This is a genomic window from Pseudoalteromonas sp. SCSIO 43095, from assembly GCF_023650455.1.
Taxonomy (GTDB): Bacteria; Pseudomonadota; Gammaproteobacteria; order Enterobacterales; family Alteromonadaceae; genus Pseudoalteromonas; species Pseudoalteromonas tetraodonis.
The window spans coordinates 1,230,757-1,256,731 of the sequence record NZ_CP087995.1 but is presented as its reverse complement, the minus strand read 5'-3'; the positions used below and the strand labels follow the sequence as shown (position 1 = coordinate 1,256,731).

General features: G+C 39.7%; 29 protein-coding genes and 2 tRNA genes. 16 read left to right on the top strand and 15 right to left on the bottom strand.

Going from position 1 to position 25,975, the window contains the following annotated elements:
* Positions 1–3: 3 nt before the first annotated feature.
* The 8 genes from nhaC to LOC50_RS06040 form a co-directional block, all read right to left on the bottom strand.
* Positions 4–1,488: a Na+/H+ antiporter NhaC gene (nhaC, locus tag LOC50_RS06075; protein ID WP_424077660.1), complete on the bottom strand. Its 1,485-nt coding sequence runs from the start codon at positions 1,486–1,488 to the stop codon at positions 4–6.
* A 157-nt stretch (positions 1,489–1,645) separates the two neighbouring features.
* Positions 1,646–3,670, bottom strand: a complete 2,025-nt coding sequence (gene prc, locus LOC50_RS06070; RefSeq protein WP_250653798.1) for a carboxy terminal-processing peptidase — start codon at positions 3,668–3,670, stop codon at positions 1,646–1,648.
* A gap of 27 nt (positions 3,671–3,697) precedes the next feature.
* Positions 3,698–4,336, bottom strand: a complete 639-nt coding sequence (gene proQ, locus LOC50_RS06065) for an RNA chaperone ProQ (protein WP_008112041.1) — start codon at positions 4,334–4,336, stop codon at positions 3,698–3,700.
* 16 nt (positions 4,337–4,352) lie between these two features.
* Complete coding sequence (locus tag LOC50_RS06060; protein WP_248473819.1) at positions 4,353–4,631, bottom strand: hypothetical protein; 279 nt, start codon at positions 4,629–4,631, stop codon at positions 4,353–4,355.
* Entirely contained in the window at positions 4,631–5,089 is a 459-nt protein-coding gene (gene msrC, locus LOC50_RS06055; protein WP_036982553.1) for a free L-methionine (R)-S-oxide reductase MsrC, read from the bottom strand. The genes LOC50_RS06060 and msrC overlap by 1 nt, the downstream gene beginning before the upstream one ends.
* A gap of 128 nt (positions 5,090–5,217) precedes the next feature.
* Complete coding sequence (locus LOC50_RS06050; RefSeq protein ID WP_036982550.1) at positions 5,218–5,598, bottom strand: hypothetical protein; 381 nt, start codon at positions 5,596–5,598, stop codon at positions 5,218–5,220.
* Positions 5,599–5,772: 174 nt separating this feature from the next.
* Positions 5,773–5,863: transfer RNA gene (locus LOC50_RS06045), tRNA-Ser, on the bottom strand.
* Positions 5,864–5,914: 51 nt separating this feature from the next.
* Positions 5,915–6,005 (bottom strand) — tRNA-Ser (locus LOC50_RS06040).
* A 252-nt stretch (positions 6,006–6,257) separates the two neighbouring features.
* Here LOC50_RS06040 and LOC50_RS06035 point away from each other — a divergent pair.
* Genes LOC50_RS06035 through LOC50_RS06010 form a run of 6 tightly spaced genes read left to right on the top strand, consistent with a single transcriptional unit; the run spans position 6,258 to position 8,970 of the window.
* Positions 6,258–6,923, top strand: coding sequence for a Bax inhibitor-1/YccA family protein (locus LOC50_RS06035; RefSeq protein WP_008112034.1), 666 nt, complete (start codon positions 6,258–6,260; stop codon positions 6,921–6,923).
* Positions 6,924–6,978: 55 nt separating this feature from the next.
* Positions 6,979–7,332, top strand: a complete 354-nt coding sequence (tusD, locus tag LOC50_RS06030; protein ID WP_069439524.1) for a sulfurtransferase complex subunit TusD — start codon at positions 6,979–6,981, stop codon at positions 7,330–7,332.
* Positions 7,329–7,685 carry a sulfurtransferase complex subunit TusC gene (gene tusC, locus LOC50_RS06025; protein WP_008112028.1) on the top strand — a complete coding sequence of 119 codons (357 nt, stop codon included), beginning with the start codon at positions 7,329–7,331 and terminating at the stop codon, positions 7,683–7,685. Before tusD ends, tusC begins: the two co-directional genes overlap by 4 nt.
* Positions 7,682–7,948, top strand: coding sequence for a DsrH/TusB family sulfur metabolism protein (locus LOC50_RS06020; RefSeq protein ID WP_028835169.1), 267 nt, complete (start codon positions 7,682–7,684; stop codon positions 7,946–7,948). Before tusC ends, LOC50_RS06020 begins: the two co-directional genes overlap by 4 nt.
* 3 nt (positions 7,949–7,951) lie before the next feature.
* Positions 7,952–8,281, top strand: coding sequence for a TusE/DsrC/DsvC family sulfur relay protein (locus LOC50_RS06015; RefSeq protein ID WP_008112024.1), 330 nt, complete (start codon positions 7,952–7,954; stop codon positions 8,279–8,281).
* Positions 8,281–8,970, top strand: a complete 690-nt coding sequence (locus tag LOC50_RS06010) for an rRNA large subunit pseudouridine synthase E (RefSeq protein WP_250653797.1) — start codon at positions 8,281–8,283, stop codon at positions 8,968–8,970. The genes LOC50_RS06015 and LOC50_RS06010 overlap by 1 nt, the downstream gene beginning before the upstream one ends.
* A gap of 44 nt (positions 8,971–9,014) precedes the next feature.
* Here the strand turns inward: LOC50_RS06010 and LOC50_RS06005 are convergent, their stop codons facing one another.
* Positions 9,015–10,289: a sensor domain-containing diguanylate cyclase gene (locus LOC50_RS06005; protein WP_036982544.1), complete on the bottom strand. Its 1,275-nt coding sequence runs from the start codon at positions 10,287–10,289 to the stop codon at positions 9,015–9,017.
* A 465-nt stretch (positions 10,290–10,754) separates the two neighbouring features.
* On the opposite strand from LOC50_RS06005, the gene mnmA reads away from it, so the two are divergent.
* The 5 genes from mnmA to LOC50_RS05980 all read left to right on the top strand — a co-directional run bounded on the left by mnmA (position 10,755) and on the right by LOC50_RS05980 (position 15,550).
* A complete protein-coding gene (mnmA, locus tag LOC50_RS06000) occupies positions 10,755–11,855 on the top strand; it encodes a tRNA 2-thiouridine(34) synthase MnmA (protein ID WP_036982542.1) in 1,101 nt (366 codons plus the stop codon).
* Entirely contained in the window at positions 11,855–12,457 is a 603-nt protein-coding gene (gene hflD / locus LOC50_RS05995; RefSeq protein WP_008113587.1) for a high frequency lysogenization protein HflD, read from the top strand. The genes mnmA and hflD overlap by 1 nt, the downstream gene beginning before the upstream one ends.
* Before the next feature lie 31 nt (positions 12,458–12,488).
* Positions 12,489–13,859: an adenylosuccinate lyase gene (gene purB, locus LOC50_RS05990; RefSeq protein WP_069439525.1), complete on the top strand. Its 1,371-nt coding sequence runs from the start codon at positions 12,489–12,491 to the stop codon at positions 13,857–13,859.
* Between the two features lie 80 nt (positions 13,860–13,939).
* Positions 13,940–15,082: a ribosomal protein uL16 3-hydroxylase gene (locus LOC50_RS05985; protein WP_248473812.1), complete on the top strand. Its 1,143-nt coding sequence runs from the start codon at positions 13,940–13,942 to the stop codon at positions 15,080–15,082.
* Positions 15,083–15,091: 9 nt separating this feature from the next.
* Entirely contained in the window at positions 15,092–15,550 is a 459-nt protein-coding gene (locus LOC50_RS05980; protein ID WP_248473811.1) for a GNAT family N-acetyltransferase, read from the top strand.
* 35 nt (positions 15,551–15,585) lie between these two features.
* Here LOC50_RS05980 and LOC50_RS05975 read toward each other — a convergent pair whose 3' ends face one another.
* Entirely contained in the window at positions 15,586–16,803 is a 1,218-nt protein-coding gene (locus tag LOC50_RS05975) for a pyridoxal phosphate-dependent aminotransferase (RefSeq protein WP_250653796.1), read from the bottom strand.
* A 128-nt stretch (positions 16,804–16,931) separates the two neighbouring features.
* Complete coding sequence (locus LOC50_RS05970) at positions 16,932–17,276, bottom strand: Hpt domain-containing protein (protein WP_036982530.1); 345 nt, start codon at positions 17,274–17,276, stop codon at positions 16,932–16,934.
* A 132-nt stretch (positions 17,277–17,408) separates the two neighbouring features.
* Here LOC50_RS05970 and LOC50_RS05965 point away from each other — a divergent pair, with 132 nt between their 5' ends.
* Together LOC50_RS05965 and LOC50_RS05960 are read left to right on the top strand one after the other, a co-directional pair.
* The gene (locus tag LOC50_RS05965; RefSeq protein ID WP_214552880.1) at positions 17,409–18,002 is read left to right on the top strand and encodes a tRNA-uridine aminocarboxypropyltransferase; all 594 of its coding nucleotides are present in this window, start codon (positions 17,409–17,411) and stop codon (positions 18,000–18,002) included.
* Between the two features lie 21 nt (positions 18,003–18,023).
* The gene (locus LOC50_RS05960; protein ID WP_250653795.1) at positions 18,024–18,809 is read left to right on the top strand and encodes a CLCA_X family protein; all 786 of its coding nucleotides are present in this window, start codon (positions 18,024–18,026) and stop codon (positions 18,807–18,809) included.
* A gap of 17 nt (positions 18,810–18,826) precedes the next feature.
* Here LOC50_RS05960 and dcd read toward each other — a convergent pair whose 3' ends face one another.
* On the bottom strand, positions 18,827–19,411 hold the full coding sequence (dcd, locus tag LOC50_RS05955) for a dCTP deaminase (RefSeq protein WP_250653794.1): 585 nt from the start codon (positions 19,409–19,411) through the stop codon (positions 18,827–18,829).
* Between the two features lie 2 nt (positions 19,412–19,413).
* Positions 19,414–20,490: an iron-sulfur cluster carrier protein ApbC gene (gene apbC / locus LOC50_RS05950; protein ID WP_250653793.1), complete on the bottom strand. Its 1,077-nt coding sequence runs from the start codon at positions 20,488–20,490 to the stop codon at positions 19,414–19,416.
* A 177-nt stretch (positions 20,491–20,667) separates the two neighbouring features.
* Here apbC and metG point away from each other — a divergent pair, with 177 nt between their 5' ends.
* A complete protein-coding gene (metG, locus tag LOC50_RS05945) occupies positions 20,668–22,692 on the top strand; it encodes a methionine--tRNA ligase (RefSeq protein WP_250653792.1) in 2,025 nt (674 codons plus the stop codon).
* Between the two features lie 110 nt (positions 22,693–22,802).
* The gene (locus LOC50_RS05940) at positions 22,803–24,134 is read left to right on the top strand and encodes an IS4 family transposase (protein WP_250653776.1); all 1,332 of its coding nucleotides are present in this window, start codon (positions 22,803–22,805) and stop codon (positions 24,132–24,134) included.
* A gap of 107 nt (positions 24,135–24,241) precedes the next feature.
* Here the strand turns inward: LOC50_RS05940 and LOC50_RS05935 are convergent, their stop codons facing one another.
* Positions 24,242–24,883 (bottom strand): hypothetical protein, encoded by a 642-nt coding sequence (locus tag LOC50_RS05935; RefSeq protein ID WP_250653791.1) that lies wholly within the window; start codon positions 24,881–24,883, stop codon positions 24,242–24,244.
* Between the two features lie 224 nt (positions 24,884–25,107).
* Positions 25,108–25,281, bottom strand: coding sequence for a hypothetical protein (locus tag LOC50_RS05930; protein WP_167378568.1), 174 nt, complete (start codon positions 25,279–25,281; stop codon positions 25,108–25,110).
* Between the two features lie 290 nt (positions 25,282–25,571).
* On the opposite strand from LOC50_RS05930, the gene LOC50_RS05925 reads away from it, so the two are divergent.
* Positions 25,572–25,961, top strand: a complete 390-nt coding sequence (locus LOC50_RS05925) for a Tll0287-like domain-containing protein (protein ID WP_350309915.1) — start codon at positions 25,572–25,574, stop codon at positions 25,959–25,961.
* Positions 25,962–25,975 lie beyond the last annotated feature (14 nt).

The following is a 25,975-nucleotide window of genomic DNA, read 5'->3' as shown; positions in this document are numbered from 1 at the left end:
AAATTAAGCCGTTTGCTTAGGCTTGATACGCAGTATCTTAATACCTAAGTAAGCATAAATAACGGCTAAGAAAGGATTTATAAGGTTGAAAAATGCATAAAGTGCATAATCAAACGGATTGATTAATAGGACACTTTGCATATACGCACCACAGGTATTCCATGGTATGAGCGGGCTGGTAATTGTGCCACCATCTTCTAGTGTGCGTGACAAATTAACCGGCTTTAACCCGCGCTTTTTATATTCTTCTTTAAACATACGCCCGGGTACAACAATAGCAATATACTGATCTGCTGCGATAATATTGGTACCAATACAAGTAGCAATAGTTGAAGCAATTAATGAACCGGTACTTTTTGCGATTTTAAGAATACTTTTAACAAATATATCAAGTAGACCCGTTTTTTCCATAATCGCACCAAACATAAGCGCCGTCATGATCAACCATGTGGTTGTTAGCATGCCTGACATGCCACCGCCACTGAGCAACGAGTTCATTTTTTCATCACCGGTACTAATAGTAAAACCGTCAAAAAAGGTGGTCCAAACCAGTTTAAAGTAACCAACAAACTCGCCTTGAGTCATATCTATTTGGTTAGCAATTAAATCAGATTGAAATAACAATGCCCATACAGCCCCTATTACAGCGCCAATAGAAATAGCCGGAAACGCTGGCATTTTTCTTATTGCTAAGACTAGTAACACAATTAAAGGCACTAACATTTCTAAACCAATATTAAAGTTTTGTTGAAGAATTGATGTTATTTCATCAATTTGACCCGACTCGCCTGCCGCAGTGGCATTGAAGCCCATAAATACAAAAATGATTAATGCAATCACAAAGCTTGGAACAGTTGTCCATAACATATGGTGAATGTGTTCAAATAAATCAGCGCCAGCAACAGCCGGTGCTAAATTAGTTGTTTCTGACAATGGGCTAAGCTTGTCGCCAAAGTAAGCGCCTGATATAACTGCACCGGCGGTAACTGTCGGCTCTAGGCCAAGTCCAGAAGCAACGCCAAGTAATGCGACACCTATGGTCGCTGCCGTGGTCCACGAACTACCAATACTCATTGCTACAATGCCACAAATTAAACAACTCGCGGCGTAAAACCAGCTAGGGTTGATAATTTGTAAGCCGTAATAAATTAAGGTCGGAACCGTTCCTGATAATAACCATGTTCCGATAAGTGCCCCCACCATGAGTAAAATTAAAATAGCGCTAAGAGACAAGGTAATTCCCTCAATCATTGCATCTTCTAATTTTTTCCATGTGTAGCCATTTTTTAAACCAATCAGTGCTGCAGCAAAAGTTGCAAACAGTAATGCAATTTGATTCGGGCCTGATGATGAATCATCGCCAAATAAGTACACGGCGGCACCTAACAAACAAATTAATACAGTAATTGGAATGAGTGCATCAAAAAGTGTGGCACTTTTAAGTGGTTTTTCTTCAATGGGCTTCAAAATATAGACTCCTACACACATTCGATGCATGTTGATTATTTTTATTAGCACGTACGCGCATTTATTGAGCAGTGTTGATCTAGCTCAACTTTTGGTAATCCGCGATTATAACAATTTAGCAAATTATCGATAGTAAAAAAGGCGCCTAAGCGCCTTTTTTTAACGAGCAAAGCCTTAATTAGCGCTTAGCCATACGACCGTATCTAATATAATCTTGCGTTATTAGTGCCGCTTCTTCAAGGAATGGGTCGAGCTTTTCAATCACCTCTGGTACATCGTCAAGGTTTTCTACTGGCTTTTTACCTAAACGTTTTAAACGCTCGTTAGTACGAGCTAATGCACGTGCCTCATTTTCTTCTTTTTCTTTAATACGTTTTTTCTCAACTAAAGAAATCGTTTTACGATCTTTTTCTTCGTTGTAACGGGTAATATCTTCAAATACATAATTAAATTCAGGCTCTGTTTTAATTCGCTCATCATGTTGTTTTTCAAGATGACTGATGACCGGATCTAAACGCCCTATTTGTTTATACTGTGCTTTTACTATGCTATCCCATGGCAATGCATTGTCTTGTTTGCTTTCGCCCCACTCAGTTGGGTCAATGGCAGATGGGAACGTAATATCTGGGATCACACCTTTATGCTGCGTACTGCCGCCGTTGATACGGTAAAACTTAGCAATGGTGTATTGCACACTGCCTAGCGGGTTATCGTATAAATCATAAGCGCGTGCGAGGCCTTTATGCTGCTGCACAGTGCCTTTACCAAAGGTTTGTTCACCTATGATAACTGCGCGGCCATAGTCTTGCATTGCCGCTGCAAATATTTCAGATGCAGACGCGCTGTATCTATCAACAAATACCGTCAGTGGGCCATCGTAATAGGTAATGCCATCACGGTCTTTTTGCTCTTCAATGCGATTATTTAATGTATGAATTTGTACCACTGGGCCTTGATCAAAAAACAAGCCTGACAATTGCGTCGCTTCATATAGCGAACCACCGCCATTTTGACGTAGGTCTATAATAATACCGTCAACTTTTTGCTCTTTTAATTTAGCAAGTTCTACTTTTACATCTTTAGAAAGGTTGTTGTAAAAACCAGGGATTTCAATTACTCCAATCTTACTGGTTAGATCCGAATAGCTGGCTTCAAATACTTCTGATTTTGCTGCTCGGTCTTCCAGACGAATTTTATCACGGGTAATCTCAACTACCTTTGGCGTACCGTGAGCATCAGCACCCTTTAAATATTGTAAACGTACTTTAGTGCCTTTAGGCCCTTTTATAAGATCAACCACGTCATCTAAACGCCAACCAATAACATCAACAAACTCTTCGCCCTCTTGAGCCACACCAATAATGCGATCATCGGCTTTAATCTGCTCAGATTTGTCTGCAGGGCCTCCTGGAACTAGACTACGAATAACCGTGTAGTCTTCATCAGGCGTTAATACTGCGCCAATCCCCTCAAGCTCTAAGTCCATGTCCATTTTAAATTGTTCAGCACGTCGAGGTGACAAGTATGAAGTATGCGCTTCAATACTGCGTGCTAGCGAGTTCATTACAATTTGAAATGCGTCTTCAGATTTTGACTGAACAAGGCGTTTTTCTGCGTTTTTATAGCGCTTAGTCAACACCTCTTTAATGCCTGGCCAATCTTTGCCAGTCATTTTTAAACGCAGTGCATCATATTTTACCCGTTCGCGCCAAATTTCATCAAGCTCAGCTTGGGTAGTTGCCCACGGTGAATCTTCGCGGTCATAAAAATATTCATCTTCTTCGTCAAACGTCATTTCGTTTTCAAGTAGTGACAGTGAAAATTCATAACGTTCAAAACGGCGTTTAAGGCTTAAGTTGAAAATATCAAACGTAAACCCTAACTGGCCGCTAAGAAGCGCGTTATCAAAACGGTTACGATATTGCTCAAATGAGTCTATATCGCTTTTTAAAAACACGCTTTTATTAAAATCAAGGGATTCGATGTAACGATCAAATACTTTACTCGAAAGCTCATCGTTAAATCGAACGGGTGTGTAATGTGAACGAGTAAATAGATTAGCCACTCGTTTGCTGGCTGTACCATGCTGACTTTCTTGTTTTAACAAGGGTAAGTCTTCTAATGTTACCGGCTCTACTGCAGCAAATAATGAACCTGAAAACAGCGCAGCAACTAACGGAATGAGCGTAAACTTTTTACTCATACACAACTCCTTAATTTTTTTCGCAACTTAAATAATGTATAAGCTGTCGGCTTTGGTTTTTACTTGCATACCTGTCACTAGTTCAACGTGAACATCGTCTTTGTTTACTTCAGTGATTACTGCATTAACAAGTGCTTGGCCAAGTTTAACTTTAACCTTGTTATTAACCTTGACCTCGCCTGCAGGTAAAGGTTCAACTTTTCCTGAACGCTTAGGCGCAGCGGCTTTGGCAGGTTTTGCTGCAGCTGATGGATTTTTAGCTGAATGCGCTGGCTTCTTCTTAAAAGATTTTGCATCTGAGTCTTGACGTGGACGTTGCTGCTTTTTGCGCTTTGCCATTTTAGCACGGCTTTCTTCCAACGCTTTTTGTGCGTGGTCGATATGCTCTTGCTCAACTTTCTCGCCTTGATTTCCGTCAAGATCAATACGGAACTCAGATTTAGTAACCGCTTCAAGATAACGCCAGTTAGATGTGTATTTTCTAAGTGCTTGGCGTACTTGTGTTTTACTAACTTTTTCAGACCCTTCAATACGCTCAGCGATATCTTTAAAGATACCTACTTTAAGCGGCTGAATGCCTTCTTTTTGTTTAAAACATTGTGGAAATTCTTGGTATAAGAACTCCAATACTTCATTAATATCTTTTAGCTTGTTTGTGGTTTCCATTTTAGAACCTATTTAATCACATCTTTTCATCAAGGGCAGAATCAACATAGTGGATGCTCCAATCAACTAACTCTTCAAAGTCAGTTTCAATCACAGCCATATCACCACGTAAATGTTCCCAAATACCATTTATAATTTCATCAATTGAATCACAGTCTAAATCATCAGGTAGACGATCCCAGGCCATGTGAATCAAAGCATTGAGCGTTTCCGCTACATGTTCTTCTTCACCTTCCCAATCACCTACATCTTGAACGGCGAATAGGTAATCTTGAACATTTAGCAAATCTTTCATTACAGGCTAGCCTCTAAGCATTTTACAAGTGCTTCAAGCCCTGCTTGATCATCAGTATCAAATCGGCCAATACTTGGGCTATCTATATCAAGTACCGCAAATACACAGCCATTTTTCATGATAGGTACAACTATTTCAGAATTTGACGCCGCATCACAGGCTATATGACCGTCAAACGCATGCACATCTGAAATTAATTGGGTTTGCTTGGTTGCCGCAGCAGTGCCACATACCCCTTTTCCTACCGGAATACGAATACAAGCTGGATTGCCTTGAAATGGACCAAGTACCAATTCAGTTGGTGAATCCATAAAATAAAAGCCCGCCCAATTCACATCTTCTAAAGAGGTAAATAACAGCGCGCTAATATTTGCCATATTGGCAATTATGTTTGATTCACCGCCTATCAGCGATTCAGTTTGCTTAACTAATGACTGGTAAAAATCGTGCTTTTGCATACCAAACTACTTCTTATTAAACATACAGTAGCTAAAGGTACTCTTTGTCACTAAAAATTGAAACCTTTTGCGGGTAAAAAAAAGGAAATTACATAGTTTTACGACACACTTGATTAAATATTCTGCAATTAGCTTTGTACCGATTTACGCAAGCCACATAAAAACAGTCCTGCAGCAAATCCCGACATCACACTATTGATTAAAAATATCTCGCCAGTAGTCGCACTAAGCAGATAGCTAAAAATAGCGCCACCCAGTAAGCCAAGTGTTAATACCCCAGAATAATTCACCTTAGAATACTTAAACATAAGTAAGTAGCCTGGCACCACAAACGCAGCCATTGTTAACCCTACAATGTGGGCATTAGCAATGGCCGTCATCAACAGCCCTAAAAAGATAGACACCGCGTCACCACGCATAGTCAATGCGTAATATATTCCTAGCATACTGCCGATTAAAACAGGAGATAATAATGAAAGTGCGACGCTTTTAGCAAGTTGATGTTTCATAGTAAGAACCTTAAATACACAAGCATAAATCTTATTTCTTAGCATGCCCTAAGCGCTGTAGCTTATAAATAGAGACTATGGTCGTATTTTTTAACTAAATATACTTGGTTTTGAGGTTAGGTATAGTGAAAATTAGACACAAAAAAGCCCGCTAATAAGCGGGCTTTAATATAATGGTGGAGAGATAGGGATTTGAACCCTAGAGGGGCTATAAACCCCTGCCGGTTTTCAAGACCGGTGCATTCGACCACTCTGCCATCTCTCCGAAAGTGCATAAACTACAAGTAAGAGAGTACTCATAGTTGTTTTAATAAGGTGGTGGAGAGATAGGGATTTGAACCCTAGAGGGGCTATAAACCCCTGCCGGTTTTCAAGACCGGTGCATTCGACCACTCTGCCATCTCTCCGCACGGCCTGAATAATAGGGAAACCCATGGGCTTTGTGAAGCTTTTTTTTCAATTATTTGTTCAAGTGATTAAAAAACAACTAATTTGTTTAAACATAAAGCAAAAGAGCAATTCCTATACACCGAGTGAACTTTTATTTAAATTTAATTTGTCTATTGATCTACAAAGGTTTGCCCAAACATATAAGAGTTGATAATCTAATTTTAGTTAAATTACAGGAACTAATTAGTTTCACTTACAGGAGCTCTACAATGGCATTTAATCAATCGTACAATACTGCAAAGCCGGTAATGTCGACCATTGAAACAAACAAAGTGCTTAAAAACACTTATTTTCTACTTGCAATGACACTTGCATTTAGTGCCGTCACCGCTGGTATTTCAATGGCACTGCAATTACCTTATTTCATGGGACTAGTGTTCACTCTGGTTTCGTTTGGCCTTCTTTTTGTTGTAAACAAAAAGGCCGACACAGCATCTGGTGTATTTTGGGTGTTTGCGTTTACAGGATTAATGGGCGCTGGTTTAGGCCCACTCCTTAATCACTATGCGCAATTACCTAATGGCCCTATGCTAATTATGCAAGCGCTAGGTTCTACAGCGTTAATCTTCTTTGGTTTATCTGCTTATGCACTTAACACTAAAAAAGATTTCTCGTTTATGGGTGGTTTTTTAACTGTGGGCTTAATTGTGGTTATCGTGGCAAGTATTGTAAATATTTTCCTAGGTAGCTCTTTAATGTTTATGGTACTAAACGCAGCCGTGGTATTAATCATGTCTGGCCTAATTTTGTTCGATACGAGCAGAATCATTAATGGTGGCGAAACGAATTATATCCGCGCAACGGTTTCTTTATACCTGAGCGTTTATAACTTATTTACGTCTTTACTTGCGTTACTTGGCGCAAATAATGACTAATTAAATAGTTCTGTTAAAATAGCCCCTTTATTGGGGCTTTTTTATTGGAATAGTTTTGGCACGCTTTGTACTTTCTTTACATACTCCACCATCGGATCACGATACCACACAGCGTATTGTTAAATTTGCTCACGCCTGTTTAGCACAAGGGCATAGTATTGATGCAATATTTTTATACCAAGATGCTATCTATCATGCTTCTACGTATTTTGAACTTGCCTCAGATGAGCTCAATTTATCCTCACTTTGGCAACAGCTAGCCGACAAAAATATTAATTTAATGCTGTGCGTTACGGCAGCTGAAAAGCGTGGCTTAGATATTCAAAATACTGGTGTATTCGCTGTAGCGGGCCTCGCTGAATTTGCTATGTTAGCCAGTGAAGCAGATAAATGGATACAATTTAAATGATTAATGTACTCGTTATTAGTCAATCAAGCCCATTTGATGACATGCATATTCGCGATGCACTCGATATGACGCTTATTTTTGCCGCAGTTGATCAAAATATAAGTTGGTTGTTTAGCGGTCCTGCGGTGCTAGCTCTTAAAAAAAATCAAAGCCCGAATAGTTTGGGGCTTAAAGATTTTTTTAAAAATATTAAAACCCTAGAAATATATGATGTTGACAATATCTACGTGTGTGAGAAATCACTCATTGACTACGGTTTAAGTAAAAATGAGCTACTTATTGAAGTAAAAACCGTTAACTTTAATGCCCAAAAACAGTTAATTCAAAATCAGCAGCACGTGGTAACGCTATGAGCACTTTACATATATTTTCAAAACCACTGAATTACTACAGTGCAAACAGTCTCGATAATCTGATTATGCTAACAGACTCGGTTTTATTAGTGGGTGATGCCTGTTTTGCTAAAGGGCAATACAGACAATTTGCCGATTCGCTTTATATTTTAAAGGACGATGCAGCGGCGCGTGGTATCTCTTTAAATTTGAATGATAAAGCGATTAGCTATGATGAGTTCGTTACCCTAAGTTTATCATCTAAACAATCAATTACTTGGTGATTTATGTTGGAATTTAATAATCAAACAATAGACACAGATAAGCAAGGTTACCTGCTAGATCATACTGATTGGTCTAAAGAATTGGCCGATGTTATTGCACAACATGAAAGTATTATATTAACCGAACAGCATTGGGAAGTTGTTAACTTTGTGCGCGCATTTTATCTTGAATACAACACCAGCCCGGCAATTAGAATGTTAGTCAAAGCGATGGCTAAAGCGCTCGGTGAGGATAAAGGTAATAGCATGTACTTGTATAAACTTTTTCCAAAGGGACCGGCCAAACAAGCCACTAAAATTGCGGGCTTACCTAAACCTGCACGGTGTATTTAATGAAACAAAAAGCTAAAAACACGTCATCTTCAACAAGTAAACGCAATACAGGTCGTACATATTCGCGCAGTGCTGTAAAAAAGAGCCCGATAAAAAGAGCAATTAAGCCACAGATAGCCCAAAGCGATAAAAAAGTTATTTTATTTAACAAACCTTATGATGTCCTTTGCCAATTTACAGACGAGCAAAATAGACAAACACTGGCTAATTTTATTTCTATTAAAGATGTTTATGCTGCGGGTCGCTTAGACAGAGACAGTGAAGGCTTGTTATTATTGACCAATTGCGGGAAATTACAAAATACCTTAACCGCTCCTGGTAAAAAAACCAACAAAACGTACTGGGTACAAGTTGAGGGGGTGCCTACAGAAGCATCTATTGATGCGCTCAGTCAAGGGGTCGAACTCAAAGATGGATTAACCTTACCTGCACAGGTAAAATTAATCGATGAACCAGCGCTTTGGCCACGCAACCCCCCAGTGAGAGAACGTAAATCAATTCCAACATCTTGGTTGAGTATCACTATAAACGAGGGGAAAAACCGTCAAGTTCGACGAATGACCGCACACATTGGCCACCCAACGTTACGGTTAATTCGCTATAGTATTGGTAAATACACACTCGATGGAATTGAAACAGGTCAATATAAAATCAGTGGACCACTAACCAACAGTAATACTTTACGTTAACCTTTGCTTATCTGGTATTAAAAGCAAAGGTTAAACATGCTGTGTTATTCATGCCTTCCTAAGGCAATACAATTTCTGCCCTGCTTTTTTGCATAATACAGCGCACTATCCGTTGCTTTAAAGAAATCGACATGGTTAGTTTTTTCGCCATGTTTTACCGTATGAACGCCCATACTCACAGAGAGAAAGCCAGTAAAACTATCTTCATGAGCTATCGCTAAATCTTCAATAGATTTTTGTATTTGTTCGGCAATAAAGAGCGCACCTTGATCATCTGTTTGAGGGAGTAAAACAACAAACTCTTCTCCGCCATAGCGCGCTACAAAGTCCTCAGGACGACTGACTGTTTCTGCCAGCTTTTGCGCTACGCTATGTAAACACTTATCCCCTGCAATATGACCATACCTATCATTAAATTTTTTGAAATTATCTATATCAATAATGATCATAGAAAGTTGAGTATTTACTTTTATCAGTTTTTTAAATTCAGCATGTAATTTTTCGTCAAAACGGCGTCTGTTGGCAATTTTAGTCAATGAGTCTAAAAAGGCCATATCGCTGAGTATCTCTTGGGTTTTCAAACGCTCCGTCGCATCGTTAAATACAGCAATAAATTCACTTTCTACACTAATACCTGACACTTGCATTATCACTTTCGAGCCATCTTTACATACAATTTGATAGTCATTAGCGGGAATATCGTCATTATTTTTATTTGCCTGCGCCAAAGATTCACCCCACATCGTTTGAACAGACTCTCTATAACTAGGCTCAGGATACGCGACCTTCCACCACTGTTTTAAATTAGGAATATCATCAATTGTATAACCAAATACATCTACAAAGCGTTGATTAAGCTTTAAAATATCGCCGGTTACCATACAAACATTACACACGGGCAAAGGCAAAATAGTAAATAATTTTGCATAATGGCTCAGCTCATGTTTTCGCATTGGATGTTCAGTTGCACTACTAACAAAACGCTGCTGTTCAACGTGTTTCATTTCAAGAGAAGCATTCATAGTGGCAACAAAATGCCATTCTAACCACCACTTTTCTAGCTGCTTTAAAATGACTTGTTGAAAGGGATTAATAAAGTCTAAAGAATGTTCAATGAGTCTAAATAGCGCTGAAATAGGGTTGGGTTCTTCAAAGCGGTAAGGACGAGGAACCCTAATGGTTTGATAAAACAGTTGGTAGGCTGATTCTTTAACGTTATGTGGTAATTGTTCTGCTACTAAGCAGTCATCGCGCTGTACCTTTGTTGATAACTCAACAACGTAAGATTTTACCTTTTGTGCTTGAGAAGCATAATTCATATATTCATTCCATTGACTATATTATAAATACTTATTTGCGTGTTTATTCAATTTAAACTCATCTAAAGGTATTGCATAATCATTTGGTTGTAAAGGTTTGTTAATAACAATAATAAATATATTCTTTGATATTCTTTAAATAGTACTAACACCTTAAATAAACAACATTTACTCATCATTTATAACTTAAATGAGTGTTTGTAATTTAATGGCCTGACATTTGGACCTGTTGTTCTTTGCAAATTAAAATGTGTTCAAACAAAGGGGCTACAATAGCACCGCAAAATGTGTAATCAAATCGGCTAAGTAAAAATCGACTAACAAAGAGTAAATCATCCCTAACCAACATAAAAAAAAGCAACAAAATCTATTCAATAGCCCTTCCTCTCTTTAAGCACTTACAAAATACATGCTATAATCGCGGCCTTTCCAAGTTAACAGTAATCTGTATAAGCGAAATTATTCATGAGCGAAAATAGTCACATTAAAGTCATCGTTGGTATGTCCGGCGGTGTTGATTCTTCTGTATCTGCATATTTATTAAAACAACAAGGCTACCAAGTAGAAGGCTTGTTTATGAAGAATTGGGAAGAAGATGACAATGATGAATATTGCGCTGCCGCTGAAGATTTAAAAGATGCCCAAGCTGTCTGTGACAAATTAGGTATTGAACTTCATACCGTTAACTTTGCAGCAGAATATTGGGACAACGTATTCGAATACTTTTTAGCTGAGTACAAAGCTGGTCGCACACCTAACCCAGACATCATGTGTAACAAAGAAATTAAATTTAAAGCCTTTTTAGAATTTGCGGCTCAAGCACTTGGTGCTGACTATATAGCAACGGGCCACTACGTACGTCGTGAGCTCAGAGATGATAAATATGTTATGTGCCGTGGCCTAGATGATAATAAAGATCAAAGCTACTTTTTGTACACATTGAGTCATGAACACATCGCGCAAACGTTGTTCCCTGTGGGAGATATTGCCAAGCCAGAAGTGCGCCGTATTGCTGAAGAGCAAGATTTAATTACCCATGATAAAAAAGACAGCACCGGCATTTGTTTTATTGGCGAGCGTAAATTTAAAGATTTCTTACAAAAATTCTTACCTGCTCAACCTGGTGTTATTGAAGACACAGATGGTAACAACGTTGGTGAACATGAAGGCTTGATGTACCACACCTTAGGTCAGCGCAAAGGCTTGTTAATTGGTGGTATGAAAGAGGGCTCAGGCGAACCTTGGTATGTTGTAGACAAAGATGTTGAACGCAATGTATTGATTGTGGGCCAAGGTAAAAATCACCCTCGCCTATACAGTAATGGCCTAAATGCCAACCAATTACACTGGGTAGATCGTGTTGGTCCTCAAGGTACTACTCGTTGCACCGTAAAAACACGCTACCGTCAAGAGGACCTAAGCTGTACCTTGTTAGTCGGTGAAGATGGTATGGCACGCGTATTATTTGATGAGCCACAAAAAGCGGTAACCCCAGGACAATCTGCGGTATTTTACGCTAATGAAGTATGTTTAGGTGGCGGTATTATTGACTCGGTGATCAAATAATGAATCAACACCAAGTCATGGCGCTTGCAGCCATGTGTCAAGTGGCTAAGCAAGTTCAGAAGGTTGCTCAATATGGTCGCGCTGATGAACAAGATTTATCGATTTTATTATCGAGTATTGTGCAAACCTCGCCAGCGTCCCCTGAAGATGTGTATCAAGGTGAGCATAACTTACGTGATGGCTATAAAACATTGATGGCACAACTGAGTGCCGGTGCTCAAAAAGATGTAGAAATAGTCAAATATGTGGGTGGTTTAATGCAGTTAGAGCGTGCGCTTAGTGCTAACAGTAAAAGCCTCAATGAATTAGGTAAACGTATTGATGATATTCATCGTCGTTTAGACCATTTTGCTATTACCGATGACAGTGTTGTTGCCGGTTTAGCTGATATATACTCGTCGGTGCTAAGCCCCCTTGGGCACCGAATTCAGGTTTATGGTAAACCCGAGTTATTAAAACAGCAGCTCACGCAAAATAAAATCCGCGCATTACTTTTAGCCGGAATTCGCAGTGCAGTATTATGGCGACAAATGGGCGGCAAACGTCGTCATTTCTTTTTTGCAAAAAGAAAAATTCTCGCCATAGCTAAAACAAAAATTTAATTATCGTTCAAACTAAAATTTAGGAGTTATTATGGAGCTTTCAGCGTTAACGGCTATCTCTCCGGTTGATGGTCGCTACGGCAGCAAAACCACTGAACTACGCAGTATTTTTAGCGAATTTGGATTAATCAAATACCGCGTAACCGTTGAAGTGCGTTGGTTGCAAGCGTTAGCTGCAGCAAGCGAGATTAAAGAAGTCCCCGCTTTTAGCGACGAAGCGAATGCGCTGTTGAATGCCATTGTAGATAACTTCTGTGAAGCTGATGCTCAGCGAGTTAAAGACATCGAACGCACGACAAACCATGATGTTAAGGCCGTAGAGTATTTACTAAAAGAAAAAGTAGCTGATAATGCTGAGCTACACGCAATTAATGAATTTATTCACTTTGCCTGTACCTCTGAAGATATTAATAACCTATCTCATGGTTTAATGTTAAGTGAAGCGCGTAACAACGTCGTTTTACCTTACTGTGATGAGTTATTAAGCGCTATTAAAGAAAAAGCAATTGAGTACAAAGCCATTCCAATGATGACTCGTACACATGGACAGCCCGCAACGCCTTCAACTATGGGTAAAGAGTTTGCAAATGTTTACATGCGTTTAAAGCGTCAACGTGACCAAATTGCACAAGTAGAAATGCTAGGTAAAGTAAACGGTGCTGTGGGTAACTACAATGCACACCTTAGTGCATACCCTGACTACGATTGGCATACCCACGCCGATAAGTTTGTAACTAGCCTAGGTTTAACTCTCAACCCGTTTACTACGCAAATTGAACCGCATGATTACATTGCAGAACTTTTTGATGCAATTGCACGCTTTAATACTATTTTGCTCGATTTTGACCGCGACATGTGGGGCTACATTGCACTTAATCACTTTAAGCAAAAAACTATTGCGGGTGAAATTGGCTCATCTACTATGCCACACAAAGTTAACCCAATTGATTTTGAAAACTCAGAAGGTAACTTAGGCTTAGCCAATGCTATCTTTGGTCATTTAGCACAAAAACTACCTGTGTCTCGCTGGCAACGTGATTTAACTGACTCAACCGTATTACGTAACTTAGGTGTAGGTATGGGTTATGCGGTAATTGCATACCAATCAACCCTTAAAGGTGTAAGCAAACTTGAAGTGAACGAGCAACGTTTAGCAGATGAGCTTGACCAAAACTGGGAGCTGCTCGCTGAGCCAATTCAAACCGTTATGCGTAAATACGGTATTGAAAAACCATATGAAAAGCTAAAAGATTTAACCCGTGGTAAACGTGTAAATCAAGAAATTATGGCTGATTTCATCGATGGTTTAGACCTACCAGAAGCTGCAAAAATTGAAATGAAAAAACTAACGCCGGCTAACTACATTGGTCGCGCTGTTGAGTTTATTGATGATTTAGTTTAATCACTCAAATCTACTAATAAAAAGCGAAAGGTACCTGCCTTTCGCTTTTTTCATTTAGGTCTTAACGTTATAGGCATTCTATGTATCAATTAAAAATAAATGAATTATCAGAGCAAGCGTTCTTAAGTCAATATTGGCAAAAAAAACCACTGTTGATCAAAGCTGGTTTTAAAGATTTTCAAGACCCACTTGATGCGAATGAACTCGCAGGCCTTGCTATGGAAGACAGCATAGAATCGCGCATTATTACTAACCACAACCAACAATGGCAATCGCATCAGGGGCCATTTGACGATTTTGAAATACTCACTGATCAGCATTCGACGCTACTCGTGCAAGCTGTGGATCATTGGCACCCAGAGGCTGCTCAGTTACTTGAACCTTTTCGCTTTATACCAAATTGGCGCATAGATGATTTGATGATCAGCTACTCAACCCCAGGTGGCGGTGTTGGCCCACATCTAGACCAATACGATGTATTTATTATTCAAGGTGAAGGTAAACGCCATTGGCGGGTAGGATTACCCGACCCAACACTAAAACAATTTGCCCAAAATAAAACATTACTGCAAGTTGAAGCTTTTAGTGCTGTGATTGATTGTATTTTAGAGCCCGGTGATATTTTATATATACCACCCGGTTGTCCTCATGAAGGCTATGCGGTTGAAAATGCACTCAACTATTCAGTCGGTTTTAGAGCACCTAATCAGCAAGATTTACTTTCAAGTTTTGCTGATCATATTATCGACACAGAAAGCGGCCAAAAAAGGTATACCGACCATACCCTCGCCCTGCGTGATTCCAAAGGTGAGCTAACCCAAAGCGAAGTCGATAAAGTAAAAACGTTAATGCAAGCATTGCTTGAAGACGAGAGTTTATTTAAACACTGGTTAGGTAACACCCTTAGCCAACCTAAGCATGATATGGACTTAGCCCCTGAAGAAGACCCATTTAGTGTCGCACAAATACAACAACTGCTTGAAAACCAAGTAACATTTGAGCGTTTAGGGGGCACACGTGCTATTTATCAATGTATGGATGCAGAGTTACTTCTAAGTATCAATGGCGAAAACTACGCTTTACCCTTATCTGATTTAGAAGCGGTAAAACAGCTTACTGATTTTATTGAATTTGATAGTAGCGTGCTTAATGCAACCACACCTAGCCTAGATTTTATCGAAACTTTTACTACACTTGTTAATGAGGGTATTTGGTTTAGCTAGGAGGAGGTCATGGTTTATACCGTTGACAAAGTTGATTGGCAAAGTGAAAAAAGCCATCTGCAATATATAAGGGAGCGAGTGTTTGTATATGAATTACATATTCCTAAAAGTATTGAATTTGACAACTTAGATGCACTCGCTCAACATATTCTGGTCACCGATAATATGCACTCACCTGTTGCCACAGGTCGATTATGTAATGATGGTTTAATTGGAAGAATCGCCGTATTGCCACAGCATCGCAACCGCAATGTTTATAAGTCACTGCTTAATTTCATTGTTAAATTAGCAGCGGAGCAAGGTATTGAAGCAATCAGTATTAATTGTATTTTAAACGAAGTAGAACGATTCAAAAATAATGGGTTTACTGTGCAAGGCCACGTCTTTATGGAAGCAGGTATCCCAAGGCAACGTATGCAGTGCCCTATTGCATGCTTTGAAACACGACCATTTACTTTAGTGCATTAACAATAAAGCGAGCCATTTGGCTCGCTTTTTATTTTCTATTCTTGTCGGTAATCTTTGAAAAAACGCTGCATTTTCATCATTGCACTCGATAAATCATCTTTATTGGGTAAAAATACCAATCTAAAGTGATCAGGCTCTGGCCAGTTAAAGGCGCGCCCATGCACTAATAATATTTTTTCTGCTTTTAACAAATCAAACATCATTTGTTCATCGCTTTTAATATTGAATTTAGCGGTATCCACTTTAGGGAAAGCATAAAGCGCCCCTTTAGGCTTTTTACAACTAATTCCATCAATCGCATTTAAGCCGCGCCAAGCAATATCTCGCTGCACATATAAACGCCCACCGGGGTCTATTAAGCTATCAATTGATTGAACCCCTCCCAGTGCTTGCTGAATTGCATATTGTGCGGGCACATTGGCACAGAGGCGCATTGAAGCAAGAATATCTAAGCCTTTAATTAAATCTGTCATTAATGCCGTGCGACCACTTAACACCATCCAGCCCATTCTCAGCCCAGCAGCACGGTATGTTTTAGCTAAGCCATTAAAGGTGATGATAGGGAGATCATCACATAATGAACCAATAGAAGTATGGGCAACGCCGTCGTATAGAATTTTCTCGTATATTTCATCGCTTAACAGCAGTAGTTTGTGCTCTCGAGCAATATTGATCAATTCTTCAAGCAAAGCGTCACTGTACACAGCCCCGGTTGGGTTGTTGGGATTAATCAGCACTAATGCTTTGGTTTTAGAGGTGATTTTACTTTTGATATCGTCAATATCAGGAAACCAATCTTGCTCTTCATCACACAAGTAGTGAACCGGATTACCACCTGCTAATCTTACCGAGGCTGTCCAAAGTGGATAATCTGGGGCAGGAATTAACACTTCATCATCATTATTCAACAGTGCTTGAGTAACCATTTGGATAAGTTCACTCACACCGTTACCAATGTAAATATTATCAACGTCTAAATTGTGTAAGCCACGCTGTTGGTAGTGCTGATAAATAGCAACACGCGCAGAATAAAGGCCTTTAGAGTCACAGTACCCTTGAGCTGAATATAAATTACGGATGATATCGCGATGCATATCTTCTGGCATATCAAAACCAAATGCGGCGGGGTTACCTATATTAAGCTTTAATACCTTTTGGCCCTCATCCTCCATTTTTTTAGCTTGCACTAAAACGGGACCTCGGATGTCATAACAGACGCCGTCTAATTTATGACTCTTTTTTATTTCTGACATTGTTACCTCTAAAGAGCAAGTTAGTCATTAGACTAACGCAGTAAAGCCGTGAATTACTAGAAAAATTAAGCGCTTAAAACTGAAAAAAATTCACGTTAACACTCTTTTTTATTACTGTTAAAACACGCTTAGCGTCCAGCTAACCATGCATTTAGTTTTGCTTGTGAACCAGTAACTTGTGCCATTAATCCATGGGCTGCATTAACAGCCTGCTCGTCATTCCCGTTATTTAAATTATATTCAATTAAACGGGCAACTTCGGCTAAACTTGCCGCACCAAATTGAGCGGCGTTTGATTTAAGGCTATGAGAGTGGCGAATAGCAGCCTCTTTATCTTGCCCAATCGCAGCAATTGCTTCGTTACCCAATCGCTCAAATTCCGCACAACAAAATTCCAGCGTATCTGGAAATTGTTCTCCTAATAGCGATTCCATACTTTCTAAAGCGGATTCGTCAATATTGATCTCTGTCATATTCATGTCCTTCAATACGGTCCATCGATTTTCTTCTTATCTCTTACTCTATATCTAAGCACAAAAAAAACCAACTTTATTAGTGCAAAAATGTATAATTACGGTAAATGTACCAACAACATAGTGTATTCAATGGCACGTCCTCTTTGTAAACAGTGTAATTTTTCGCTAAGCACTTGTATTTGCAGCGCAATTACCCGTGTTAATAACCAAACTCAGGTTATTATTTTGCAGCACCCCAGTGAAGCAAAAGTTAGCAAAAATACAGCGCAGCTATTAGCTTTGGGTTTAACCCACTGTAAAATTATTAGAGGCGAAAATAATCAGGACTTCGCCAGTTTACAAAACCTGCCTATTGAATCGAGCGTATTACTCTACCCAAGCGAGAGCGCCGTAAAATTAGACCGACCGAATAGTAAAGAAAATCTACAAGAGATTACGCATCTAATTGTGATTGATGGTACATGGAATAAAGCCTTTAAGATTTTGCAATTAACCTCGTTATTACAACAGTTTAAAACGGTAAGCTTTAGCCATATCCCCACCAACCGTTATGCTATTCGTAAAGCCCCTAGAGCAGATAGTTTATCGACATTAGAAGCAGTAGCACATAGTTTATGGCTCATAGAAGCACTAAACCCTGCCCCCTTGTATGGTTTATTAGAGGAATTAATAAAAAAACAAACCCAACACATGCCCGCTCACGTAAAAGCACGTTACTTGTAATAAGCTGAAATAAAATAACCGATGCGTAATACCACATCTCGATTAAAACGCGGGTTTTCTCGCCAAGGTCCCGACTATCGTTTTGACGATCAAGTCGATTTTAGTGATATAAGAACCACATTTGGTTTTCGTTCTATGGTGGTTGGTAAATGGGTTACTAAAGAAGAGCGCTTTATTAGTGCCAACTTAATTTATGATGCGCTGGCTGATTTAGCGCAGATTTTGCATTTACCACCCACAGCCATTGGTCTGCGTGGCAAACTTAATTTCGCTTTTGGTCACGGTGGACAAAAAGGCGTGCAAGCACATTATAATGCGTATGACCAAACCTTAGCACTGGCTAAAAATGCAGGCGGTGGCGCTTTAGCCCATGAATGGTTTCATGCTTTTGATCATCATATTAGTGAGCATTTGTTTAAATCAAAAACCCGCTTTGGTTTCGCTTCTAAGTTATGGTTATCAAACTCACCCGACTTAAGCCATCCACTTAATGATGCACTTAATCAATTTTATAAACAGGTGTTTTTAGAGCAAAGCGGTGAACATGCCAATGAATTTGTAAATAAATGCATTGCGTTTGATAAAGCGCATAATCAGCTGTATATGAGTATGCCAGAGGAGCTTGCTGCTCGGTGTTTTGAAGCCTGTATCAACGAGCATCAAACAATCAAAAACAGTTTTTTAGTCGGCGGTTTGAGTAATAATAACTTAATTTATCCTGAGCTAGATCACACGTTACACGCCAATGAAGCGCTTAACCATTATTTTCAACTATTAGGTTATGCGCTTCATCAACTAGAAAAATAAGCTATTGTTTAGCTCAGTTATTTATCGTCACTGATACGACTTGCTACCGCACTATTCTGATCTTTATATTTTGCATCAATGCGGGTGTTATAAGGGCTTTCACACGGACCGGTAAGTGTTTCAAAACTCATTGCGCCAATTTTCATCATAGGTCTGAGTGCAAGCGGCAGCTTACCAGAGTTATAAAACTCTAAAACAATATTACCACTCCAACCAGGATCGATTCTGTGTGCTGTAACATGCACCATTAAACCCAAACGTGCCAGCGATGAACGCCCGTCTAACCAACCAACAATGTCTGCAGGTAGGGTTACTTTTTCATAGGTTATTGCCAACGCAAGCTCGCCAGGATGTAGAAAAAACGCTTCGCCTTCAGCTAATACAATTTCGTCGCTCATGATTGATTCTAACGCTTTATTAAGCTGATTTTTTGGACCACTTAAATCAACATAAGCGGCATTATGGGCATGAAATGTTCTAAACTTATTACCTAAGCGAAGATCAGCGGTAACCCCTGAAATCATTTCACTCGTTGGCGCGGGCTCGATAACAATGCGCCCATCGTTTAAGTATTCTTTAATATGTGTATCTGAAAGTCTCATTTTTAATCTTCCGTAATCACAACGTCAATCGCGTTGTGATGTTGTTGATAGTAAAGCGTGCTGGCAACCAATCGCGCGGCCGCGCTGTAAGTTTTGCTAATAACCGCATCTGTATTATCGGCAATCAACTTACCTTGCTCAGAGGATTCTCTGATATCAATCGCAAGCGGAATATGCGAAAGCACAGGCACACTATGCTTAAGGGCTAATTTTTGCGCACCGTCTTTACCAAATACATGGTTGGCCTCGCCGCAATGCTCACAAATGTAATGGCTCATATTTTCAATCAAACCGAGCACTGGCACATTTACTTTATTAAACATAGCAATACCCTTTTGCGCATCAGCAAGCGCTAAGTCTTGTGGCGTCGTGACAATCACGGTGCCACTGGCTGGCACTTTTTGGCTCATGGTTAATTGAATATCACCGGTACCTGGCGGCATATCTACAATTAAATAATCAAGTTCACCCCAATCGGTTTCATTTAAAAGCTGACTAAGCGCCCCTGAGGCCATTGGACCGCGCCATACGGTGGCATCATCGCTGGGGACTAAAAAACCGATAGATTGCGCTTTAATACCATTAGCATCAAACGGTTGTAATTGTTTATTGTCTTTTGTAACCGGCTCACTGCCAACTAATCCTAACAACATAGGAATTGACGGACCGTAAATGTCGGCATCTAGTATGCCTACTTTTGCGCCTTCATTTTTAAGCGAGCCCGCAAGATTTACAGCCGTAGTAGATTTACCCACCCCACCTTTTCCTGAGGCGACTAAAACAATATGTTTAATGGCTTTAAATTTCGCAGCCTCTTTAAGGTGAACACTAGCCGTTACGTTTACATCAATCTTTAAACGCTCAGTCAAAAATTGAGCCACATGCGGCATTTCAGATTGCGCCGCAAAAGGGAGATTGAGTTTAACCGTAATTGATTTATCAGTGTTTTGAGTGATATCAGCAATGAAATCTTGCTCAATACCCACAGCGAAAGCGGCACTGCGATAGGCCGCTAGAGCAGAAATAATCGGTTGTTTTTGCACCGATTTTGCAGAGAATAGTTTCGACAGTCCAAACATAGCAATAAAATAGCGTTTCTTTGATGAAAAGTGCCACGGAATTATGTAACATTCAGGGCATTAACACCAGTCAATTAGTAAATATCGATAAGCAGTGTGCTCTGTTATCACTTTGCTTATCGATAATGTAATAATTTTCATCTGTTCCTGACTAGGAACGCTTAATTCGGAATGATTATGGCACAGCGAAAGATCCTGATTACTAGCGCATTACCTTATGCCAATGGCCCTACCCATTTAGGGCATTTATTAGAGTATATTCAAACTGATATTTGGTCGCGTTTTCAAAAACTACAAGGCCACGAAGCGTACTATGTGTGCGCCGATGATGCTCATGGCACACCTATTATGCTTAATGCGCAAAAACAAGGGATCACGCCTGAGGAAATGGTAAAAAACGTTAGTATCGAGCGCCAACGCGACTTTGCTGATTTTAATATCAAATTTGATAATTACCACAGTACCCATAGCCAAGAGAATAAAGAATTTAGTGAGCTTATTTATAATCGCCTTAACGATGCCGGTCATATTAAAAAGCACACTATTTCACAGTTATTCGATCCAGAAAAAGGCATTTTTCTGCCAGATCGCTTTGTCACTGGCACGTGTCCTACATGTAAATCGGAAGATCAGAACGGGGATAGCTGTGATGCCTGTGGGGCAACCTACAGCCCAACCGAGCTAATCAACCCACGCTCTGTTATGTCGGGTGCTGAGCCTATCTTAAAAGATTCTGAGCATTACTTTTTTGATTTACCCGCCTTTGAAGACATGCTTAAAGAGTGGCTACATTCAGGCACAATTCAACAAGAAATGGCCAACAAGTTAGATGAGTGGTTTGCCGATGGTCTCCAGCAATGGGACATTAGCCGTGATGCACCTTATTTTGGTTTTGAAATTCCAAACGCACCAGGTAAATACTTTTACGTATGGCTAGATGCGCCTATTGGTTATATGGCGAGCTTTAAAAACTTATGTGATAAACAGGGCATCGACTTTGATGCATTTTGGCAAGAAGGTTCAGACGCTGAGCTTTATCACTTTATTGGTAAAGACATCATCTATTTCCACAGTCTATTTTGGCCTGCCATGTTAGAAGGCGCTCAATTTAGAAAGCCAACTAACGTATTCGCCCATGGTTTTGTTACGGTCAATGGCGCAAAAATGTCTAAATCAAAAGGTACGTTTATTAAAGCGCGTACTTATTTAGATAACCTAGACCCAGAATTTTTACGTTACTACTACGCAGCTAAACTTAATAGTGGCATTACCGATTTAGATTTAAACCTTGAAGATTTTGCACAACGTGTAAACTCAGACTTAGTAGGTAAAGTAGTGAATATTGCCAGTCGTTGTGCTGGTTTTATTACTAAAAAGTTCGACGGTAAGCTGAGCAATACAGTTATGCAACCTCAACTGCTTGCAGAATTCCAGAACGCATCAGCGACAATCACCGAATATTACGAGAACCGTGAATACAGCCGTGCAATTCGTGAAATCATGGCACTTGCTGATAAAGCAAACCAGTTTATTGATAATGCCGCGCCTTGGGTGCTTATTAAAGATGAGTCAAAGCAAGAAGAAGCGCATCAGGTTTGCTCACTAGGACTTAACCTATTTCGCGTGTTGATCACTTACTTAAAACCAGTGCTACCTGGCATGGCAAGTAATGTTGAAGCCTTTTTAAATGATGAATTATCTTGGCAGGGTGCGCAAACAGCGCTAGTAAACCACCCTATCAATAAATTTAAGCCGTTAATGCAACGTGTAGAAATGGATAAAGTGAATAAAATGGTTGAAGAATCAAAAGAAAGCTTAGTTGCTGAAAAAGACAAAATCGATCCTAATAGCCCACTTGCAAAAGAGCCTATTAGCGAAGAGATTGAGTTTGATGACTTTGCAAAGGTAGACCTGCGTGTTGCTAAAATTGCCAAAGCAGAGCACGTAGAAGGCGCTGACAAGCTGCTTAAATTAACCCTTGATTTAGGCGGTGAAACTCGCCAAGTGTTTGCTGGAATTAAATCGGCTTACGCACCAGAAGACATTGAAGGTAAACTAACGGTAATGGTTGCTAACCTCAAACCACGTAAAATGCGTTTTGGAATGTCTGAAGGCATGGTACTTGCGGCAGGCCCTGGTGGTAAAGAAATTTTCATTCTTAACCCAGACGACGGCTCTGAGCCGGGTATGCGCGTAATGTAATTATTATCGCTTAAAGCCGCTAATATTTAGTAATGCGGATCGTTTAAGTTAATTGAACGATCTTTCAGAGGCTTCATAATAGGCTACAACAAAAGTTGTGGCCTATTTTTATGTCTGAATTTATTAAAGAATTACACCTTACTACTGAGTTTAGCCAAGATCGTGATATTGATTCGTTTACTAAGCATATTCCCCTTGAGTGGATTGAAGCAGCCGTTACTCAAACAGGGAGAGCCTCTGTGCGTAAACGACGTTTCCCCGCCGAGCAAGCTGCTTGGCTTGTATTAGGGATTGGTTTATTAAGAAACCGCTCAATATCTGAAGTCTGTGACAAACTAGAGCTCGCTTTTCCTGACGCTAAAGGAGAGCTTCCACCATTGGCGACGAGCAGTATTATAAAAGGGAAAGAAAAGCTAGGCGCAGCGCCTATGAAACACCTTTTTAAACATACAGCAACGCAGTGGGAGCAGTCGCAAACTTTTGATGATGTGTGTGGTTTAAAGCTGCTCAGCATTGACGGTACACAATTTAAAACTCAAGATACACCGAGTAACCGTCACTTTGGCTATGCTAAATCGACAACAAACTTCCCCTCAGTACTTGCTGTGACCTTGATGTCGACAAGAACGCATTTAATATCCGATGCAGCGTTTGGCCCCATTACTCAAAGTGAAATTCATTATGCTCAACAGCTTGTTGGCTCAGCACCTGACTATTCATTGACGCTATTTGATAGAGGCTTCTTTTCGGCTGAACTATTTACGAGCTGGCAAGGTGTTAGCGAAAATCATCATTGGCTTACGCCCATCAAAAGCAAAATGCGCTATGAAATAACGGAGTCATTTAGCGATTACGACCACTTAATAACAATGCCTATTTCACCACAAGCTAAGAAATCAGCCCCTTACCTAGGTGATACATGGCAAGCAAGGCTTATTCAAATTCCGACACCTAAAGGGGAAATAAAAGGGTTCATCACCTCATGCGTCTGTCCAGAAAAGTACCCGCTGAAAGCGCTACTCGATGTGTATTGGCAACGATGGGAAATAGAGCGAGGCTATGGTGAGCTCAAGCAGTATCAACTATCAAATAAACCAGCATTACGTAGCCTGAAACAGGAAGGTATTTATCAAGAGCTCTGGGGTATTCTGACATCATATAATATCGTGAGACTTGAAATGGCAGAGATGGCTAAAGCCCATAAAGTTGAGCCATTACGCATCAGTTTTATTAACGCATTATACCTCATACAAGACGAGTTTTTATGGTGTTCAGGTCGAAGCCCAGGGACAATCCCTAAAAAGCTAAAAGAACTACGTGAAAACGGTAAACGGCTAATATTACCGGAGAAAAGAAAGCGAAAAGCTTATCCTCGAGCGGTGCTGGCAAAGACACAAAAATATCCGGTTAGATATAAACGAAAAAATACCACTCGTTCTTAAACGAGTGGTGTTACTAATATTTAGCGGCTTTTTTTTCATTTGTTATTTAGCTATTCTAATGAGAATTTTTAACACTGCTATTCTCTGGTTTGCTCCCTGAAAAATAATTAAGCATTATTGAGATTTTGTACTACCGCAACAACTTTTGCTAAGTGAATCACCAAGCTTTGCGAGCTAATATACACAAACCAGTTTATATAGCGCACTTGAGGGTAAAAGCCTTGCCCCTGATTACCATAAATCCAAAAAGCACCAATAATAGCATCAGCCAACGCAGCAAGAAAAAGCCCTAAGCTCACCCACACTATTGATTTGGGTGCGTTAATCCCACCATAGGCAACAACTAATACCAGACCCATAAGCCCAACAGCCGTTATCACTAAGCTATAAACCCCTGTCATAGCTAAAATAGTATCTCCTGCCCCCTCAAGATACATAGTAGAGAGCGACGCACTACTTAGCACCAGCACAACAACAAAAAAAAGTGCACTTTTTATAAGCGACACCCGGCGTTTTAGATTAAAAGCTAACACACAGGCTATAAATAAAAGGCTGTAACCAGGTGCAAAAAATAAGATTGAATCAACTAAGTAATCATGTTTTATCAAGGTACTATAGCGATAATAGTGTTGAGGTAAATTAAAATTAACCACATCACCCGCGATACACAACATAAAAGCGCCACTGCCTAAAAGAGCAATAAAGCGTAATTGTTGCTCTTTAAAACGTTTAAATACCCAAGCTGACATCGTTACACTATTAAACATAAGTAAGCAGAGCGAACTCAGAGTCAACAGCATTAAAACACGTTTATTTTCAGGCGCAAGTAGCCCTATTAACATCACAGCTAAAGCGCACAGCCAAGCTATAAAAGTAATAATTTGATGCGGATGTTTTATAGATAACGGATTAATTGCACTATCCAACCTTTAAAATTAATAACGTTAACTTAACAAGTTTTTATCGTCCAAGGCTATTTTTTGTTTTGCATATGCTGCATTTCTTTTTGTATTTTTAGCCGACATTGCGCCAACTGTTCAAGTCGAATTGCTTTAATAGCGGCTAATGGATCTTGTGCATTAAGTCCACCAGCATCATGGTTATTTTGTTGGTTTATTATTTTACTCTCACCGTGCTTATTGTGCATATCTTTTCTCTTGAAACTGTTTATCGATTTTAGGCGCGGTGCCTTAAGTAAAAAAAGTGCTTAAACGCTAAACGATTTACTTGAAAAACACCTGACACCCTGTATATTAGAATATTCTAATATTTAGAGGTGTATTATGCGCATTATTTTGCTTTTTTCCAGTTTATTTCTTTCATCCGCTGCTTTTGCTAACAATACCGACGAGGCACGACAAACCATTAAGGCATTTTCAAGTGATTTAAAACAGGTACTGGTTAGTACTATGAAACAAAGCGGCCCCACTAGCGGCAATAAGTGTATGTAATACAGCTGCACCCGCTATCGCTTCACAACATAGCAATAGTCCTTGGCAAATTAGCCGTAGTGCTTTGAAAACTCGTAACTCAGATAATCAACCCGATGCATGGCTCAAAAATGTTTTATTAAACTTTGAACAACGTAAGCTCAATGGCGAGCCGGTAGCAAGCATAGAATATCAAGAGCAAAGACCGGATGGCTGGTATTTTGTAAAAGCGATTCCTACTCAAAAAGCATGTTTAGCGTGTCATGGCAGTCAGGTTGACCCCACTGTTTCTAAAAAAATAGCGACTTTATACCCTAATGATCAGGCAACTGATTTTAAATTGGGTGACATTCGTGGCGCATTTGTTGTTAAAAAGGACAGTGAAAATCACCAATGATAACTCATTGACGA

Coding starts and splice junctions, on each gene's coding strand:
- nhaC (WP_424077660.1), bottom strand. CDS start 1,488: ATGTGTGTAGGAGTCTATATTTTGAAGCCCATTGAAGAAAAACCACTT.
- prc (WP_250653798.1), bottom strand. CDS start 3,670: ATGAGTAAAAAGTTTACGCTCATTCCGTTAGTTGCTGCGCTGTTTTCA.
- proQ (WP_008112041.1), bottom strand. CDS start 4,336: ATGGAAACCACAAACAAGCTAAAAGATATTAATGAAGTATTGGAGTTC.
- LOC50_RS06060 (WP_248473819.1), bottom strand. CDS start 4,631: ATGAAAGATTTGCTAAATGTTCAAGATTACCTATTCGCCGTTCAAGAT.
- msrC (WP_036982553.1), bottom strand. CDS start 5,089: ATGCAAAAGCACGATTTTTACCAGTCATTAGTTAAGCAAACTGAATCG.
- LOC50_RS06050 (WP_036982550.1), bottom strand. CDS start 5,598: ATGAAACATCAACTTGCTAAAAGCGTCGCACTTTCATTATTATCTCCT.
- LOC50_RS06035 (WP_008112034.1), top strand. CDS start 6,258: ATGGCATTTAATCAATCGTACAATACTGCAAAGCCGGTAATGTCGACC.
- tusC (WP_008112028.1), top strand. CDS start 7,329: ATGATTAATGTACTCGTTATTAGTCAATCAAGCCCATTTGATGACATG.
- LOC50_RS06020 (WP_028835169.1), top strand. CDS start 7,682: ATGAGCACTTTACATATATTTTCAAAACCACTGAATTACTACAGTGCA.
- LOC50_RS06015 (WP_008112024.1), top strand. CDS start 7,952: ATGTTGGAATTTAATAATCAAACAATAGACACAGATAAGCAAGGTTAC.
- LOC50_RS06010 (WP_250653797.1), top strand. CDS start 8,281: ATGAAACAAAAAGCTAAAAACACGTCATCTTCAACAAGTAAACGCAAT.
- LOC50_RS06005 (WP_036982544.1), bottom strand. CDS start 10,289: ATGAATTATGCTTCTCAAGCACAAAAGGTAAAATCTTACGTTGTTGAG.
- mnmA (WP_036982542.1), top strand. CDS start 10,755: ATGAGCGAAAATAGTCACATTAAAGTCATCGTTGGTATGTCCGGCGGT.
- hflD (WP_008113587.1), top strand. CDS start 11,855: ATGAATCAACACCAAGTCATGGCGCTTGCAGCCATGTGTCAAGTGGCT.
- purB (WP_069439525.1), top strand. CDS start 12,489: ATGGAGCTTTCAGCGTTAACGGCTATCTCTCCGGTTGATGGTCGCTAC.
- LOC50_RS05985 (WP_248473812.1), top strand. CDS start 13,940: ATGTATCAATTAAAAATAAATGAATTATCAGAGCAAGCGTTCTTAAGT.
- LOC50_RS05980 (WP_248473811.1), top strand. CDS start 15,092: ATGGTTTATACCGTTGACAAAGTTGATTGGCAAAGTGAAAAAAGCCAT.
- LOC50_RS05975 (WP_250653796.1), bottom strand. CDS start 16,803: ATGTCAGAAATAAAAAAGAGTCATAAATTAGACGGCGTCTGTTATGAC.
- LOC50_RS05970 (WP_036982530.1), bottom strand. CDS start 17,276: ATGACAGAGATCAATATTGACGAATCCGCTTTAGAAAGTATGGAATCG.
- LOC50_RS05965 (WP_214552880.1), top strand. CDS start 17,409: ATGGCACGTCCTCTTTGTAAACAGTGTAATTTTTCGCTAAGCACTTGT.
- LOC50_RS05960 (WP_250653795.1), top strand. CDS start 18,024: ATGCGTAATACCACATCTCGATTAAAACGCGGGTTTTCTCGCCAAGGT.
- dcd (WP_250653794.1), bottom strand. CDS start 19,411: ATGAGACTTTCAGATACACATATTAAAGAATACTTAAACGATGGGCGC.
- apbC (WP_250653793.1), bottom strand. CDS start 20,490: ATGTTTGGACTGTCGAAACTATTCTCTGCAAAATCGGTGCAAAAACAA.
- metG (WP_250653792.1), top strand. CDS start 20,668: ATGGCACAGCGAAAGATCCTGATTACTAGCGCATTACCTTATGCCAAT.
- LOC50_RS05940 (WP_250653776.1), top strand. CDS start 22,803: ATGTCTGAATTTATTAAAGAATTACACCTTACTACTGAGTTTAGCCAA.
- LOC50_RS05935 (WP_250653791.1), bottom strand. CDS start 24,883: ATGTCAGCTTGGGTATTTAAACGTTTTAAAGAGCAACAATTACGCTTT.
- LOC50_RS05930 (WP_167378568.1), bottom strand. CDS start 25,281: ATGCACAATAAGCACGGTGAGAGTAAAATAATAAACCAACAAAATAAC.